11 protein-coding genes are annotated in these 18,249 nt (G+C 41.5%); 2 read left to right on the top strand and 9 right to left on the bottom strand.

Going from position 1 to position 18,249, the window contains the following annotated elements:
• From BW716_RS39195 to BW716_RS39180, 4 genes are all read right to left on the bottom strand, one after another.
• The coding region (locus tag BW716_RS39195; protein ID WP_179091305.1) for an MBG-2 domain-containing protein at window positions 1–2,210 on the bottom strand (2,210 nt) is incomplete at its 3' end.
• 236 nt (window positions 2,211–2,446) lie between these two features.
• Window positions 2,447–4,096 carry a Na+/H+ antiporter gene (locus tag BW716_RS39190; RefSeq protein WP_083729255.1) on the bottom strand — a complete coding sequence of 550 codons (1,650 nt, stop codon included), beginning with the start codon at window positions 4,094–4,096 and terminating at the stop codon, window positions 2,447–2,449.
• Window positions 4,097–4,142: 46 nt separating this feature from the next.
• On the bottom strand, window positions 4,143–7,316 hold the full coding sequence (locus tag BW716_RS39185) for a chemotaxis protein CheB (RefSeq protein ID WP_083729253.1): 3,174 nt from the start codon (window positions 7,314–7,316) through the stop codon (window positions 4,143–4,145).
• A gap of 640 nt (window positions 7,317–7,956) precedes the next feature.
• Window positions 7,957–8,301, bottom strand: a complete 345-nt coding sequence (locus BW716_RS39180; RefSeq protein WP_083729251.1) for a DUF1793 domain-containing protein — start codon at window positions 8,299–8,301, stop codon at window positions 7,957–7,959.
• A 411-nt stretch (window positions 8,302–8,712) separates the two neighbouring features.
• Between BW716_RS39180 and BW716_RS39175 the strand changes: the two genes are divergently transcribed.
• Complete coding sequence (locus tag BW716_RS39175) at window positions 8,713–10,095, top strand: T9SS type A sorting domain-containing protein (RefSeq protein WP_083729249.1); 1,383 nt, start codon at window positions 8,713–8,715, stop codon at window positions 10,093–10,095.
• Window positions 10,096–10,159: 64 nt separating this feature from the next.
• Here BW716_RS39175 and BW716_RS39170 read toward each other — a convergent pair whose 3' ends face one another.
• From BW716_RS39170 to BW716_RS39160, 3 genes are read right to left on the bottom strand one after another with little or no spacing between them, the layout of a single operon-like run.
• Window positions 10,160–11,326 carry a glycosidase gene (locus BW716_RS39170; RefSeq protein WP_083729247.1) on the bottom strand — a complete coding sequence of 389 codons (1,167 nt, stop codon included), beginning with the start codon at window positions 11,324–11,326 and terminating at the stop codon, window positions 10,160–10,162.
• Window positions 11,327–11,350: 24 nt separating this feature from the next.
• Window positions 11,351–13,180 carry a sodium:solute symporter family protein gene (locus BW716_RS39165; protein ID WP_083729245.1) on the bottom strand — a complete coding sequence of 610 codons (1,830 nt, stop codon included), beginning with the start codon at window positions 13,178–13,180 and terminating at the stop codon, window positions 11,351–11,353.
• 3 nt (window positions 13,181–13,183) lie between these two features.
• Window positions 13,184–14,311, bottom strand: a complete 1,128-nt coding sequence (locus BW716_RS39160) for a glycoside hydrolase family 26 protein (RefSeq protein ID WP_083729243.1) — start codon at window positions 14,309–14,311, stop codon at window positions 13,184–13,186.
• Between the two features lie 218 nt (window positions 14,312–14,529).
• On the opposite strand from BW716_RS39160, the gene BW716_RS39155 reads away from it, so the two are divergent.
• Entirely contained in the window at window positions 14,530–15,417 is an 888-nt protein-coding gene (locus tag BW716_RS39155) for an AraC family transcriptional regulator (protein WP_083729241.1), read from the top strand.
• 87 nt (window positions 15,418–15,504) lie between these two features.
• Here the strand turns inward: BW716_RS39155 and BW716_RS39150 are convergent, their stop codons facing one another.
• Window positions 15,505–16,596, bottom strand: coding sequence for an IPT/TIG domain-containing protein (locus BW716_RS39150; protein WP_083729239.1), 1,092 nt, complete (start codon window positions 16,594–16,596; stop codon window positions 15,505–15,507).
• Between the two features lie 11 nt (window positions 16,597–16,607).
• Entirely contained in the window at window positions 16,608–18,248 is a 1,641-nt protein-coding gene (locus BW716_RS39145; RefSeq protein WP_083729237.1) for a RagB/SusD family nutrient uptake outer membrane protein, read from the bottom strand.
• Between the last annotated feature and the right edge of the window lies 1 nt (window position 18,249).

Here is an 18,249-nt window from a genome sequence, read left to right as displayed (position 1 = left end):
GTAAGTGCGGCCTTGTTGATCGTTAATGTACCGGAAGCATATGTTATATCATAGTTTGAGGCAGTAAGGCCGGAAGGTATGATGGTGTAGCTGTTTACCGCTATTGCTCCCTGAGATGTACCTGTGTAAGCGATCGTGCCGGTTATTGTGGTTGATGCATCTTCACCATTTACGAAACCACTGTAAGTTACGCCATTGCCACCGCTGAATGAAATATCATCATAGATTTTGGTAAGGTCACTGGCAGTAATAGTAAGTGCCGCTTTGTTGATGGTTAATGTACCAGAAGCATATGTTATATCATAGTTTGAGGCAGTAAGACCTGAAGGTATGATGGTGTAGCTATTTACAGTTGTTGCTCCCTGAGAGGTACCTGCGTAAGCGATCGTGCCGGTTATTGCGGTTGATGCATCTTCCCCATTTACAAAGCCACTGTAAGTTACACCGTTCCCACCGCTGAATGATATACCATCATATGTTTTGGTAAGATCACTGGCTGTAATGGTAAGTGCGGCCTTGTTGATTGTTAATGTACCGGAAGCATACGTTATATCATAGTTTGTGGCAGTAAGCCCAGAAGGTATGATGGTGTAGCTGTTTACCGCTGTTGCTCCCTGAGATGTACCGTTGTATACGAGCGTGCCGGTTAATGCTGTTGACGCGTTATCACCATTTACGAAGCCACTGTAAGTTACGTCGTTCCCACCGCTGAATGATATACCATCATATGTTTTGGTAAGATCGCTTGCAGTAATGGTTAGTGGAGCTTTATTAATAGTTACGGTAAATGTCTCATTGGTGGCAGCAGCATACACGGAATTGCCCGACTGACTGACAGTTATGGTTGCTACCCCGGCTTTTAATATTTTTATCTTCCATTTGTTCCCATCGGCGGCATCTATATATGGTTGTGCGATACTTGCGTCAGATGACTGCAATGTAACGGCAAGACCTGATGAGGAAGATGCTACAGGTTCAAAGTCGGCATCACCATAGGTTTTTACTGCATCTGCCACCGTAATTGTCTGGCTGGTGAGGGGCTGATATTCTATTGCGCCCAGATCAATGATACCACCAGAGCTGTAATTGGCGACACGTGGTTTTCCAACCAGATCGGTGGAAGTGGCACTTAAACCGGTGTATAGACTATTGCTACCCAGATCTATTAATGGACTGGATGAAGTCAAAGAATAATCTCCTTCGGTAAATGGGGCGTTAGAACTGGAAGGTGCATTTACAAAATAGGGATCAGTACTGGCAGGGTTATGGTTAGTAGCATTGGCAGCTACATTCTGCACCATAGTGTATTGTGCTGTATATGACCCGCTAAGATTATAAATTGGATTAGATGTACCGTTGCCATAAATAATACTATTATTGAAGGTCAGGGTGCTGGATGAAATGGCCAGGGCACCTCCCCAACCAGCGGCATTATTTCCGGCGATTACAACGTTAGTGAATAGGGGTGTTGACTGATATGCAAATAATCCTCCGCCATTACCACTACCACTAATATTCGCATAATTACCATTTATGATACAATTAGTGATTTTAGGGGAAGAATTATATCCTATGTAAACACCGGCACCGGCTATCGCCTGGTTCCCGCAAATTATTACATTATTAATAGCAGGTGCTGCTCCGTATAATATGATACCTCCGCCTGCTATTCGCATTATGCCATTGCCGTTTACGGTTAATGTATTTGTTGAGCTACCGGTGGTTGATGTACCTTTCATGATGGTAATTCCATTAATTTCGGCTGTGCCTACATCACCTGAAGCAATCATTACATGATAAGCATTGTCATTTAGGTCATCAACTGTGCCTAAGTCGCCACTTAGAATGGTCTTATTTGCAGTGAGAGATAAATTGCGTTCGGCCAAAGTGGTTTCTGTGCCGGCAAATCCGCCATATAATTTGACGTCTTTTACTAATAAAAAGGTTTTATCTCTGTTGTCAGCACTGGAAAAATCGGCTGGATAATTAGGTAACCAGGTCCCACCGGATACCCATATTTGCTTGATGGCCGTGTTGGTCGTAGCGGCTTTTAATGCGTCAGAGAGATTGCCTGAAGCATTGGCCCAACTGTCACCGGTACCGGTGCCACCGGTTTTAACGTATACAATACCGTTAGCATCAGGCGTTTGAGCATAAGCGTTAATGACAAACGTCAAGGATAAAAAGAGAAGTCTTAAAAATCTATTCATTAGGCGGGGATTAGGCATTTTTGTTTAGAACAATTTTATATTTTCCATATTCAGAAAACATATCTTTCAATCAAAGCAGCATATACTTAAAATGATTTAACTGCATAATTCTTTGTAAATCAAATTAATGGTAATTAGTTGTGGCATATCTCTATAGAAAACGGTAACAAAGATATAAATAAAGTTATTTTAATAATAATTCAATTGTAATTGGGAAAGGCAATATTAATCGGGTATTATTCTTCTCCTCTCATGAGCACCTCATTCAGACTGAGATCATCCCGATCCAATTCCTGCTCCAGCTTCCGGATAGATAGATTACTATAGCTACCTTCTTTATAAAGTCTGATCAACAATTCACGACGAAACCTGCTAATTTCTATTTGCGCTGTCAATATGGGGGCAATAGGGATTGACAGCCACGACTGCTGAGCAATATTTCTGTGTTGCCGGCGACTATCATTTTCAATTTTATTTTGCAGCTGTAAAAGTGTGGCTTCATATTCTGCTTTTACCTGTCGTTTTATTTTGTCGTCAAGGTGTATAGGAAATTCATGCTCAATAAAGTGAAGAATATTTTGAACAATAAACAATTTTAGTTCCTGTTCCTCTTTATGGGCCTGTAAAGTTGGCTTTACGCCAAGGATCTTTATCAATAGTGGAAGTGATAAACCCTGAATGACCAATGTGACAAAAATAACTACAAAGGTCAGGAACAGGATCAATGAACGTTGCGGAAAAGGCGCTCCACCTATCAGCGTTATTGGCAATGCCAGGGCGGTAGCCATTGATACAATACCTCTGGTGCCTGTCCAGGCAACAATCAATACATTTTTCCAGGTATTTATTTTTTCATCCTGGATATCCTTTGAAGCGGTCGCTTTAATTTTATTAGAGAGTAAATTATGTGAATATGCTGTTGCAAAGACCCACATTACCCGCACTACGATAACAACGATACTTATTAAAAATCCATAAGCAATTAATATGGGTAATGAATACTTTTCCAGTTCTTTTAAAGCATTCGGCAATTGTTGTCCGATCAGTAAAAAAATAAATCCGTTTAGGATATATACCAATGTGTCCCATACTGATTTTGACCGCATTCTTGTCTGATAGGAAAATATCTCTGGCGAACGCCAGGAAATAAAAAGACTGGTACTAACCACTGCAAGTACGCCAGATAAATGTAGTTGTTCTGCCAGAATATAGGAAATGAAAGGGCTTAATAACGTCAGACTTGTACTGGCAATGGAATTGTGGGTGATCATTTTGTGCAACCATACAAAAATATATCCGGTTATAAACCCACATAATATACCACCACAAACCAATAAGGTAAATTGCAATCCAGCTTGCCAGAATACAAAAGCGCCGGTGTTAATTGCAATCATTGAAAACCGGTAAGCGATGAGCGCACTGGCATCGTTGACCAGGCTTTCGCCTTCAATAATGGTCATTATCCGTTTGTTAATACTTAACCCTTTAGTAATTCCAGTTGCCGCTACAGCATCAGGAGGAGATACAATGGCCCCGAGTGCAAAGGCAAGTGGCCAGCTAAATCCTGGTATACAATAATGAGCTGCAAGCGCTACGGTAATAGTTGTAAAAAAAACTAATGCTATGGCTAACGCTGAGATAGAGATTATCTCTTCTCTAAAGTCATGCCAGGAGGTATGGGAAGCTGCATCATAAAGCAAAGGTGGTAAAAACAATAGAAAAACCACTTCCGGATCTAAAATGATCATAGGAAAATGTGGAACTACACCTAAAATTGCACCAGTAATTACAAGAAGTATTGGAAACGGAAATTTTACTTTTTCAGCAAAAGCTGATAAAGCAACTAGAACAGTTAATATAAGAACTATCGCATCAAATTGTTGCATCTTAATGGAAGGTAATATATTTCACTGGCATACATTTAATTCAATGCTAAGAAGGTCTGATATAAATGATGAATTTACTTCCCTTACCAGGCGCACTTTCAACTTTCAGATCTCCTTGTGCGGCATGTATAATCTTTCTGGCAAGGTATAACCCTATACCATGTCCTTCTACATGAAGGTTGAGCCTTCCATAAATGGTAAATATCTTTTTAATTCCTTCCTGGGTCATACCTATTCCATTATCCTCTACACTCAGCATAACATATTTGCCCTCTTTCCTGCTTTGAATGTGGATCTTCGGTTGCTCAGGACCGGAAAATTTCATTGCATTGGAAATCAGGTTATACAATATACTTCTCAGGTTCTTTTGGGAAAAAGATATTTCTTTTACTTCAAGTTCTGTAGTGATTACAGCGTGTGTATTTTTGATTTTTTTTTCAAGGCTCCATTCAATATTACTGATCACCTCACTGATATTTACCTGCTCGGTATCATTCATGTTGTTTTCCAGTCTGGCCACTGTGCCAATACTCCTGACAAGTAAACTGAATTTCTTAACAGAGGAATTGATAACTTTGGTAAACTCCATCAATTCCGAATTGTTATTCTCCAGCAGGTTCATCAATGCAATACTTGACTCTATACTACTCAATGGATCCAATAAATCATGTGAAGCCATATGAATAAAATGGTCAAGATCTGCATTAATACGCAGGAGGCTTTCATTCTTTTCATCTAATTCTATCTTTGCCTTTTTCAGTGCAGTAATATCATTAAAGGAAATAACCGCTCCTTTACGTATATTTTCTTCCTGTTTTATGTAAGGCATAATCATCATTTGGAACCAATGCCCTTCATTGGTTTCGATTTCTTTGATAATATCAACCCCATCATCAAGTACTTGCATGACATCATCTACAATAGAACTCATCCTGATATTAGTGGAAATGTGGCTGATCGGTCTTCCGATATCAGCCTCCTGCAGATTGATCAGTTTTACAGCAGCAGGGGAATATTTCATTAACTCAAGTTGTTCATTCAAAAATATCTGGCCATTAATATTACTTCTGAAATAGTTGTTCAAATCGTCATTTATTTCAAGTAACTGTTTATTCTTTAACTGATACTCAGCATTGATGGTATGTAGTTCTTCATTCACGGATTGCATTTCTTCGTTGGTACTTTGCATTTCTTCATTGGATGAAATAAGCTCTTCGTTGAAAGACTGCATATTTTCATTGTAAGCATCAATTCTTTCATAGGCCGCGGAAAGCTTTTCTTTGACTTCTTTCAATTCACTCTCCAGGTTTGATAAGTATTGAACATTATATGCGCGTTCGTCAAAAACCTGGTATTCTGTATGAATATCCGAAAAGGCCGGATCTTCTCTAAAGATGATTAAAAATGAGGCCGGACTTCCATTTTTGGCCTCCAGTGGGGAAATGGTGAGGCTTACTGCAATTTTTTTACCTTTTAATTCGACAGGAATACCCAGGACACCAATTTTTTTATTTGTTACTGACACCTGACTTATTAAGGTATTATATGCCAGTTTCAGCTGTTCGGGCAACAATTCCAACAGGTTTGAATTAAAGTTTTGTTGAAGCAGGTATTTGGCCGTATTACCATATGACTTGACTACCTGATAGTTGTCATTAATAATTAGAGCCAGGTAATCCAGTTCATTAGCAAGTATATCATTCACCATTTCTGCTACATCATTCCCCTTGTTTCTACCGTCATATTCCCTCATCGGGGTAATTTTAGATGAGTGAATTGATTCAGGTATTGAAAATGCATCGAAAGTAATCGTTCGTTTTTCACTGATATTTTTATATAATCTCCACTTTTTGCTGATCACTTCCAGGTTGTTGATAATAGAAGTGGGGGTTTCACTGGAACCTAAAAACAGGTAGCCATTATACTTAAGTCCAAAGAGCAGCATTGAAAATATTTTCTTCTGCAAATAGGGCGTCATATAGATCAGCAGATTGCGGCAACTGATAAAATGCATATTGCAATAAGGGGGATTCTTTACCAGGTCATGCTGCGAAAATATTACCATTTGGCGTATACCAGGAGATACCCTGTAGCTCTCACCCTCCTTTGTAAAATACTTCTGCAACCTATCAGTTGACATATCTTTTACACTACTCCAATGATATAAGCCTTTACTGGCGTATAACAATGCAGAGCTGTCCAGATCGGTAGCAAAGAGTTTCACCGTCGTATTTTTATAAGGGCCGACCAACTGTTCTTTGATCAGTATAGCCATTGAATATACTTCCTCACCTGTAGCACAACCTGCAACCCACATTTTAAGTTCATCCCCGGGATTAAGATTAGATAGCAGATCGGGCAGAATACTTTTTTCTATGATGTCAAAAGCTTCTGCATCTCTAAAAAAAGAGGTGACGCTGATAAGAAAGTCTTTGGCCAGTGTTTCCACCTCAGCAGGATTTACGCGCAAAAATTCCAGATAATCTTCAAGCGTGGTAAAATTAGCAGAGGTTGCTCTGCGTTTAGTTCGCCGGAGAAGGGTAGTTAGTTTGTAATCTGAAAAATCAAGTGGCAATTGCTCTTTTATATAATCAATGATAGAAACAATTGTATTTTCATTTTCCTGTTCACCGGCTGCCGTTTCCAACTGTTGTTCTACGTAATCTTCGATTACTGCTGGCATTGCGGAAGGTTCTAATACAAAGTCAACCATTCCGGTGGCTATTGCACTTGATGGCATACTGGAGAACTTTGATGTAAGAGGTTCCCTGACGATTACCAGGCCTCCTGCTCTCTTGATGGCTGTTACACCATCTGAACCATCTGACCCTAATCCTGATAGCACAATCGCTATCGCTCTCTTACCATAACTAATGGCGAGGGAATTAAAAAATATATTGATGGTGAGATAAGGTGCCTTTTGCATTTCCTTGCCAGTTAAGTATAACCGGCCATTCCGGACGGTCATTAACTTATCATTGGGAATCAGGTAAACATGATTGGATTGGATGAGAATTTCATTTTCTGCTTCCTGTATCCGTAACTTGCTATGCCTGGACAGTAAATCTACCATCCTGCTTTTAAAATGTTCCGATAGATGCTGAACAATCACATATGCAACACCATCTAATGGTGTATTATCAAAAAAAGTATTAATCTCATCCATACCACCAGCGGAAGCACCAATGGCTATAATGTGATGGGGCTCTATCATGATCATTGTAATAGTTGTTTAACTTGTAACTTGTTGAAAGCGGGTGCAGAAGGTAAGTCGTTGTGTCTAAGATAGGCTAATATTTTTAATAGCCATTTCTAAGGTCATAGGCCCTTAATGTTCTTCCAAGTGTATAAATATTGTTGCTGCATAAAAACAACCTTTTAATAGGTTGTTAACTCCTGAGTGTAAAACCTCCACTCAATCCTTATTCAAGCTATTATAGAAGCGTCACATAGTTAATTATAGTCCGGTTTGCTTCAAAAGGAAATAGTAGTTTTATTGGTAAGGTCAATGGGAACGTTCAGGATTATTTTCAGGCCACAATTACTACCTCATTTAACAGTGGTAGTATGTGAAGAAAGACTCTTACGAGTGAATAATTACTGGGATGTAAAGTAACGATATGTTACTTCATATTCTTCTAAAAAGAAAGGTAAGACTTTTCCATGACATATCTTAGAAGTTATTTGGGTTATAGTCTTAACTGGAAGATTCCTTCATTAAATTCGCTTGTGGAATGAAATGGGGATGTATTATAAGTAACAAGAAGGCCATGAGAATTGCATGTACGAGAATGCTCTCCATCTGGTACCCGAATAAAAAGGGGCCGTCCCGAAGTTTGAGACGGCCCTATTGACATGATTTAGTTAGTGTGCAATTTGTCCGCTAATACTTTCATGTAGAACCCGCCTACAACACTTCTCGCTTTGAAGTTCTCACGAATGCCAGTCTCTGAATCGTAAAAATCATTGAGCGGAACACGGGAGGGTGTCTCTAATGCGTGTATATACAGTGGTTGGATCAATGCTTCAAACTGCTCCTTTTCCGGAGCAAAAGTGGCTGTCCACGCAATCCAGTCATTTTTAGTATAGGATTTACGGCTATCCAGTGGATATGCAGGCGCTATTCTATTCTGCGCCTGAAGCTGGCAAGTGGAAAAAAAACATGCAAGTACGCTGAGACCTTTTAATCTGTTGAATTTAATCATCTTAGATTTTTGTGAATTTTGTTTGGAATTTTAGCAGGTTAAAATTAGATAACCGGAATTTCTGAGTTTATGATTTTTGCCCCAGGATCAAAAATATTCAGATAAATTTTGCAATGTTTTTGCAATTTTCACGAAGAAGCATCACTTTTTGATTTTATTTTAGTGATATTAGGGAGATATCTTTCTGTGGCTTCCTTATTAATGTATATTGCTTTTGTAACCTTCCTTCATCTTCAGGCACAACCACTGATGAATATTAAATAAAGAAAACTGTCTTCAATATTATTAGAAATATATATATTAGCAGCGCTAAAGTTTCCACCTAACCATATCTGGTACCCCTCAGGTCTGTTATTTTAATAATACCTGTAGTCTGCTCTATTTATAACCATTACTAGTAAACAACATCCTATGATGAAAACCCGGTATTTAAGATGGGCATTGATTGCCATCTGTTGCTTTTTCAAATTATTTGCCCACGCTCAATGTAGTCTGGTAGGCTGGGCTAGCCAAAACGGCGGTGTAACAGGTGGTGGAACTGCAACTCCCGTAATTGTAAGCACCTATGATGCACTTAAAACTGCGATTACTTCTTCAACTGTAAAAGTCGTGCACATATCAGGCACGATCACCATTCCTTCTGGTGGCAGAATAAGTTTTCAGGACCAGTCAGCAAAGACAATTTATGGATTGCCCGGTTCTAAGCTGGTATCAAACGATCTCACAAAAGATGGTTCCGGTATCATCTATGTAAAACGTGTATCAAATGTGATCTTCAGGAACGTCACTTTTGTAGGCCCTGCTGCTTATGATACTGACGGATGGGATAACATGACGATCGATAATAGTACGAATGTGTGGGTAGACCATTGCGATTTTCAGGACGGTATGGATGGAAATCTGGATATCAAAGCTGCTGCCGATTACATTTCAGTGACCTGGTGTAAATTCTCTTACAACAAAACCCCTGTTGCAGGTGGCTCAGGAGGATCTGACGATCACCGTTTCTCCAACCTGTTTGGTTCCAGTGACGGCGCTACCGGCGACAGAGGAAAACTGCGCATCACACTGGCCAACTGCTGGTGGGCACAGGGTTGTAAAGAACGTATGCCAAGAGTAAGATTTGGTAAAGTACACCTGGTGAATAATTATTTCAACTCCACTGTTTCCAACAAATGCATCATGGCAGGCTATGAAGCCGACCTGCTCATAGAAGGGAACGTATTTGAGAATGTGAAAAATCCGATTGATCTGATGGACAATACATTTACAGCCATCACTCAAAAGAATAATCTCTTCACCAATACTTCCGGCAATACATCCGGCAGTGGTGCGGCTTTCACGCCTCCATATACATTGACGGCCGATCCTGCCAGCTCTGTGAAAGCGCTGGTCACTGCTGGCGCAGGTGCCACCCTGACCACTCCTGATTGCGGCAGCACAGGCACTACGCAAATTGCACTTACGGCAACGGCAACTCCTGTTGCCGGAGGAACGATCACGTCTTCAGCCAGAATAGCAGCGCTGAGTACTGTCGAAGTGAGCCGTGTTTATCCTAATCCTACGCATGGAAATACAACCATCAATGTAACCCTTGCTAAAGATGAGCAGACGATCATCCGGCTATTTGATGCGCAGGGTAAGCTCGTAAAAGATCTGGGTGTAGTAAGATCGGAGACAGAGGGTACACAACAACTTACTTATAATTTCAGTGGGCAGACTCCGGGCCTATACTTTGTGAGCTTTATGACTAATAAAGGCGCAATTTCAACCTATAAATTATTGATTGATTAGTAACTAACAGAGCAGACAAGGTAAGGAGCCGCCTCAATTATTATTGAGACGGTTCCTTTTATCCTTAAATCCTTTCATTCCCCTCAATAATCTGCAGAATCTTCTCCACACTCGCTGCTGACCGCAGCCCATCCGCCGGTGTATGCACTACATAATCCAACAACCGATCTATAGAAGAAACCGCCACATGCATCCGCGTATCTGAAGAAGCATAATAAATAAAAACAGTACCATCATCATCAGCTACCCATCCATTGCTAAAAAGTACATTGGATACATCGCCGACTCTTTCTTCTCCTTCAGGAGCCATAAAGTACCCCCCGGGTTTATAAATCACCTTAGTAAGGTCGTTCAGATCTGTCATGAACATATACAATACATAACGCAAGCCCGCCGCTGTATTACGCACACCATGTGCAAGATGTAACCATCCTTTAGGCGTTTTGATCGGAGCAGGACCCTGCCCATTCTTTGCTTCATAAACAGTATGATATACTTTAGCGTCGATCACAATTTCCTGATCAATCACCGCCGGTGTCATACTATCGGAAAGACCAAAACCAATACCTCCACCAGATCCGGTATTAATAAACCCATCCTGAGGGCGCGTATAAAAACCATATTTCCCTTCTACAAATTCAGGATGTAACACCACATTCCGCTGTTGGGGAGAAGGTGTCACCAGATCAGGCAGCCGTTCCCATGTAAGCATATCTTTAGTTCGCACAATGCCGCATTGTGCGATGGCAGCAGATTGATCTCCTGCATCTGCAGATGGATCACGACGTTCAGTACAGAACAGCCCATATATCCAGCCATCTTCATGTTGTACCAACCGGATATCATATATGTTAGTATCAGGAACTGCTAATTCCGGTATGAGTGAGGGCCGGTCCCAGAACCGGAAGTTATCTATACCATTGTCACTTTCAGCTACCGCAAAAAATGATTTACGATCAGCACCTTCTACTCTGGCCATCAGCAGGTATTTACCATTCAGTTTTATAGCACCGGCATTGAATACGCCGTTAATACCAAACCGTTCCATCAGGTATGGATTGGTCCCTTTATTGAGGTCGTATTTCCAGGCAAGTGGTGCATGCGCAGCAGTCAATACAGGATAACGGTACCTATCATATACCCCATTGCCTAAAGGTTGCTTTTCATTAGGCCGGCTAATCAATTGGTCATAGGCCGTTTGTAAGGCTTCCAATCTCTTTTCAAAGTTCATAAATATAATTTTTCCGGTTACTAGTTAATTTTCCAGTTTATCCCACCAGGTACGTTTGAGTATAAAGCTCACCACTATCAGTACACAAACAGTTAACAGCAGTGGCAGTTTTAACCACAATACGACATACATTGGAAGTATGGTCAGGCAGGATTGAGCGATGATACCCAACACTACATTGAACATATCCAGCTTAAAGCGCCGGTTAGCTACGAATGTCGGGTCATCTTTGATTACCATTTCATGTATCGGTTTCCAGAACCCCCAGGGCTTTACAGTACGATAGAATGATTTTAATGTTTCTGTATCTGTAGGAGGAGTTGCATAGGTACCAATGATGCAGCCAGTCAGCGAAATGACGAATAAAAGTGGCCAGTTGTACAAAGGCAGCCCTTTGAAAATTAAAGGGAATATCAAAGCTGCAACGATACCACAGATCATTCCCCAGAAAAACCCGCCCGCATTAAAGCGCCACCAATACCATTTGAGCATGTTAGCAGCAATATATCCACCGTATAATGCGCCTACTATCCATTGCAGAATGCTATTCACATCCTTTGCAAAAAATCCCAGCACTATACTCACCGCTACAGTCAGTATCCCTACGATGTAATTCATGGAGATGATCTTTTTGGTAGAGGCATGTGGATTTACATACTTCAGGTATATATCATTCACGATATACGCCTGTGCAGCATTCAGAGTTCCGGAAAACGTACCCATAAAGGCGCCTAATAGTCCTGTCAGTACTATCCCCAATATACCCGCCGGCAGAAAAGTATTGATGGCAGAAGGTAAGATCCGCTCAAAATCTACGCCTGTTGATGAAGTAATATCCAGTTGATGATAGTACAACAATGACAGTACTGTGAGCCCGATGATGAGAGAATATCGTACCGGCAATAAAATGATAGATACAAAACCTGTCATTTTAGAAGCGTCTTTAGGTGATCGGGATGATAAGACTTTCTGCATATCATAGTTAGGCGCAGGGCCTGCCAGACTGGCGAAAATCCCTTTGAATATCATCATCATGAAGAAGAGACCAAACAGACTATACCCATCATCTGATATCTTTTTATTAGCCTCGGCGATGATATTAGACCAGTCAAGGTCCAGTTTCCAGCCAAAGAGTGGATTTTCCCAGCCACCCGGTACGTTCAGCACGACCCCAGGACGATGCAGGTGCAACATAGCTATCACCGCGATAGCGATACAGCCCACCGTCATGATCACATATTTAATCACATCACTCAACACGATGCTATGCATGCCTCCCAACACGGAGTAGAACATCGCAAAGAGCGTGAAAATAATCCCATAAAAATGAGCGACATAAGCGGGCGGTATGGTAAATGGAAGATAGGGCTGTACAAGATGCCAGGGTAAAAATATCTCGATGAATTTTCCTAATCCTACAAAGCCATAGGCAAGGAATCCCAGACAGCCAATCAGCGCAAACGCCACCACCACGCTGTGAGAACCTTTTACACCTTTGCCCTTCAGACCAAAGCGGGTGGCCAGCCATTCAGCACCGGTGTTTGCATTGGAACGTCGTAACCATTTAGCCAGGAACATCATATTAAATACCTGGTTGAAAACCGGCCATAACCAGGGTATCCAGATACTCTTCATCCCATAAACAAAACAGAGGGAGACCATCCACATCGTGCCACTAATATCGAACATATCAGAAGCATCGCTTAAACCTAACATATACCACGGCAATTTCTTGCCTCCCATTAAATAACTTTCTTTGTTTTCTCTTGCCTTCTTTCGTAAAAACCATCCGATCATCACCATTGTGATCAGATAGAGAATGATGATTGCAAGATCAATAAATGTTAATCTCATGCATTACTTGTATAGGGACAGTGCAGCCGCATCTTTCTGGAACAGCGTTCTATCCTGGTTATAATAAATTATAAAGTCGTCAGCAGATACCTGTCCTTTGAAAGGTACATAGTAATGCATCTTTTTCATCCATTCGTTGTAACCATGGTTACGCCAGAGTAGGGTATAGGCAATGTGATGATCCCCAATCGCATCCGTCAGTGTTTTGGTCCACCATTGTGCATAAGGAACCGCTTCATATCCCGTCTCTGCCAATGCTGAGATTTTGTTCTTTTCTTTCGCGATGGTTTCCAATATCGCCAGCTGCGCATTGGTCTGTTTCATAAAATTGTTGCTGGTAGCAGGATCATCCCATTGATAGGTATCAAAGCTGACAACGTCCACCATATCATCACCCGGATACCTGGAAAGGAATTGTTCTCTGGTAAATTCACCGCCGGTATTGTATACGTACAATAAGTTGTGTAATTGTTTTACCTGCTGCAGATAGTAAATGGTGAAACGCCATAGCGTAATGAATTCGTCTGCAGAACAGGCATTTTGTCCCCACCAGAACCAGGTGCCGGTCAGCTCATGATAGGGGCGGAATAAGATAGGGATCGCTTCTCCTTTTTTACCTTTCAGGGAAGCTAAAAAGGCAGCTACATTATCCAGCCATTCTTTGTATTTCGCATGTTCGGCGCCACCGGGAAGTATAGCCCGCACCGTACCATGCGTTGTATCCCACGCACCTTTTTCTGCTCCAATGGGACTTGTAACATGCCAGCTGATGGTGGAAACACCTCCTCTTTCATATGCTTCCTGGATATACTTACGGATCTTTTTGAAGGGTACCTGATCGAGGTTAGCGTCTTTTCCCGATTCTATACCACCCAGGTCCCAGCCATACAGTGCCGGATAATCTCCGGTCACTTCTTTCACATCACTGGCACCTGATTTATATCGCCAGTTCACCCCATAGGCCAGGTCATCCTGGTGGCCGAAAAGATATCCTTTTTCCGGCAGTTTTTTCAGGTTCCTGTATAGATTAACCGTTTCCAGTGTAGCCTGTTTATCAGCCGGAAAATCCTGCGCAAATGCATGCGCTGAAAATGCCAGACCAATCATCATACTACAAATATTTTTTAGCATCTTAAAGTGATTTTAAATTAAGCAAGTGGAATTCTTAATTGCGGATTAAATGCTCATAACGTTTAATAATATTATACAAAATTGCTGTTATTTTTAACTCTTCTTTAATACTCTTTTATCTATTTATTATACTTAAACAGTCGAATTATTTTATTTAACCCACAAGTATCTAAATTTCAAATGTTTACTGTTTATGTTGAAGTAATACTTTATTATTCATGAAAGAGCATTTATTAAGAGAAATTACACCACTCACACAAAGCGACTGTTTTACCCTCTTTTCAAGAGAGAAAAAAGAATTCGATTTCCCCCTACATTACCACGAAGAATTTGAATTGAATTTTATTCAAAATGCCGCCGGTGCCAAAAGGATCATTGGTGATCATATAGAAGAAATAGGTGAGCTTGAATTAGTACTGGTTGGACCTAATCTTCATCATGGATGGTTCAATCATCATTTTATGGGAGGTCAGCTTACAGAGATCACCATACAATTCCACCGCGACCTGTTCGATGCAAAGTTCCTTCAGCGTAATCAGATGAACTTTATCCGCAACATGTTTGAACGTTCTTTGCGGGGTATCCTTTTCTCTAAAGAGACTACCAGGATGATTATGCCCCGGCTTGTTCAGTTACCCAAAAAACATGGATTTGACTCTGTACTTGAACTGATGTCTATCCTGCATGACCTGTCTACTTCCCGGAATATGCGGATCCTGTCTGATTCAGGTTTCGTGCCTGTTGAGACCCTTGCCTACAATAGCCGTCGTATCGAAAAGATCATGAAATACCTGAATGAGAATTTCGACAAGAACGTCACACTCAGAGAAGCTGCGAAGATTGCAGCTATGACCAATGTTGCCTTCAGCCGTTTCTTTAAGATGAAGATCGGTCAGACCTTTGTAGATACCCTGTTGGAGATTCGTTTAGGACATGCTTCCCGCATGCTGATCGACACAACGCATACTATTAGTGAGATCGCCTATAAAAGTGGTTTCAACAACATCTCTAACTTCAACAGGATATTTAAAAAGAAAAAAGGTTGTACACCCAAAGAGTTCAGACAGGAATACACTTCTTCTATGGGTGTGAGGACCTTTGTATGATTAATTCTTTGATAATACTACACCATCCTGGCCGGTACAAAAAAGGATGTATTCTTACCAGAATACACCCTTTCTGTTATGCTACAATTACAGGAAGCCAATATCATCGAGATAGATGGTCTCTGCTGTACCACTGGATTCCTGTATCACCAGTGATGTCAGCGTAGTAGGAGACCCAACCTCTGTTAATAATACGGTATAGTCTGTCCATTTACCGGCTGTCAGCGTCAATGTTTTAACATTGCTATAATCACTGTTCACCACGATATTTACGGTATTCCCATCCGTATCAGCACCACCATAAATGGATATCTTCAATGCGGTACAGGAACTCAGGTCTTTGGCAGAACCGGTGTTAGCGAGAGATACCCCTCCCCAGCCGGAAGTAAAGGCCGCCTTTATAGAATAGGTACCACGTTTTACAGGAGATGTATTGGCAAAATCATTGTTTACACTCCAGCTCCAGTCAGCCCAGTTCGCAGCCAAAGCATCATCATAAATGATATGTTGGAAACCGAATTTGGTGGCAGAGGATGAAGTACCTCCCGGTGTAGTGACATAAATATATTCCTGCACGATACCATCCGGTACTTTGACAACGATCTGGGTAGAAGTGGAAGAAACAATTTCTGCCGTTACATCGCCAAATTTCACCCCGGTTAAATTGTCAAAATAAGTACCTGTGATGGTTACCTCTGTGCCGGCATCTCCCGCAGCAGGTGTAAAGCTACTGATCACGGCAGCCGGTTGAGCGACAGTGAAATCATAATCCACACTACCATGCATGGTTACAACAGTGATCTTGTTGGTAGTCGTACTTGTACTATAAGATACTGTAGTAGGAATGGTAAATATGATCAGCTCATCTGTAACCAATGTTGGATTGAAATAGATACTCACCCCATTGATGTAGATCTTCATTGTCGTTTTCAGGTGCTGACCTACGATCCCATATTGATTACTGATAGAACCGGAAGTAATAGTAGAATCAGCAGCTACCACCATAGATGAAGTGGTCGTAACAGACGAATCTAATGTCACTTGTTTGGTAACAGTGACCGTATCTGTCTTGCTAAGTGTTCTGATGCGGGTGATCACGGGTGCAGATGAATCCTCTTCCTTTTTACAGGATGCGAACACGAAAAGCATTAATAAGGTAAAAACAATAGTATTTTTCATGTTTTTATTCTTTAAAAGTCATAAGCTACTGGCGCTTCTGACAGTAATGGATTAGCCGTGATTTCCACAGCAGGGATCGGGAACAGGAAGTCGTCATTCGTTGGTGTTAAATAACCATTACCATAACGAACAGGAACCGTACTGTTATCTGAAGTGCCTCTGTCCTGCTGTTTGATCAGCAGGATAGCAAGTGGGTGAGCCGTGGCATTGTAACCATCTATACGCCCCAGGTCATACCAGAAATCATCTTCAAAAGCAAACTCTCTTCTGCGCTCATCCAGGATATCATCTCTGTATAATGTGGTGGGCGCATTGGGATTAGTAGTTGCATTGTAAGCGGCATTAGCCGTGTAATATCCTCTTTTGATCTGGGTCAGACTTGTCAATCCGGACCTGTTACGTACCTTATTCAATGCTGCCAGCGCAGTAGCGTCTGAAGAAGAGGATGCACCGGCCATAATAGCCTCAGCGTAGATCAGCAATACATCGGAGTAACGCATCATGTAAGTATTGTTGGGCATGGCCTGTGAACCACCTACACCACCATTATCACTTGCATTCCCTACTACATATTTTTTCGTACCGGTGTGTGTGCCACCAGGATTACAATCTGAACCTACGGTAAATCCACCATCGGAAGAATGTATTTCACTGTAAGTATCACCAGGCACCATCACAGTAGCATGTTTACGTGCATCTCCGTCATCATACATATCGAGCAGATCGAAGGTGGGTGAGAGCACGCCCCATCCATCGCCAAAACCGGAGATAGTAGTCGTGTAGGCCAACAGGGACTGTGCGGGGTTCGCTTGTCCATAGGTAGCATTCGTAGCCCATTGCAGTTGAATCACAGATTCTTCGTTGTTGTTATTCGCAGTTTTGAACAGGTCGTTGAAGGTAACGCCGGTTACATCCGCACCATACAACCGGAATTCACCGCTACTGATCACTTTTTCTGCCTTGGCACGGGCGTTGGTATAATCCTGCATGTATAGGTATACCTTGGCCATCAGGGCACTGGCGGAGCCGCTGGATACCCTTCCCTGTGAAGAATAGGAAGAGCTTCTTGTCATAGTATAACAGTTCTTTTCTGCAAATTCAAGATCTATCAGTATGAATTTGTAGACATCTGTTACCAGGTTGCGATGCACCTTGTAGTTACTGATATATTCTGTATAATCTTCTATAATAGGTACTGCACCGAAGATGCGCACCAGGTGAAAGTAAGCCAGTGCCCTCATCAGGTGAGCTTCGCCCAGCGCATTGTTCAGCACATCTGTACTTACAGAAGAAGACGCCTTTTCATTCAGGTTTTTGATCACAGCATTACACTGTGCCACTACTGTAAAAAGGGAGTTCCAGGCGTTTACCACTTCTGCATTCACATTAGTCGCCGTCCAGTCCTGAAAGTTGATCACATCGGAGGAATAAGAACGTGCATTACCAGAAGACAATTCAGAGATGCCCAATCCTGCTTTTCCCACCCATCCAAACCAGGGCACACTATATAAAGCATTTGTACTGGCGGTTACCTGGGCGTCTGTTTTATAGTAGGCATCTACGGTTACACCATCCTGAGGTGTACCATTGAAAAAATCTTTACTGCAACTCGTCAATAAAAATACAGTTAGCAGTGATATGATTGTTTTCATT

The organism is [Flexibacter] sp. ATCC 35208 (assembly GCF_001975825.1).
Lineage (GTDB): Bacteria > Bacteroidota > Bacteroidia > Chitinophagales > Chitinophagaceae > Chitinophaga.
Note: the sequence above shows the minus strand (reverse complement) of the source record. Positions and strands in the feature narration are given on the sequence as shown.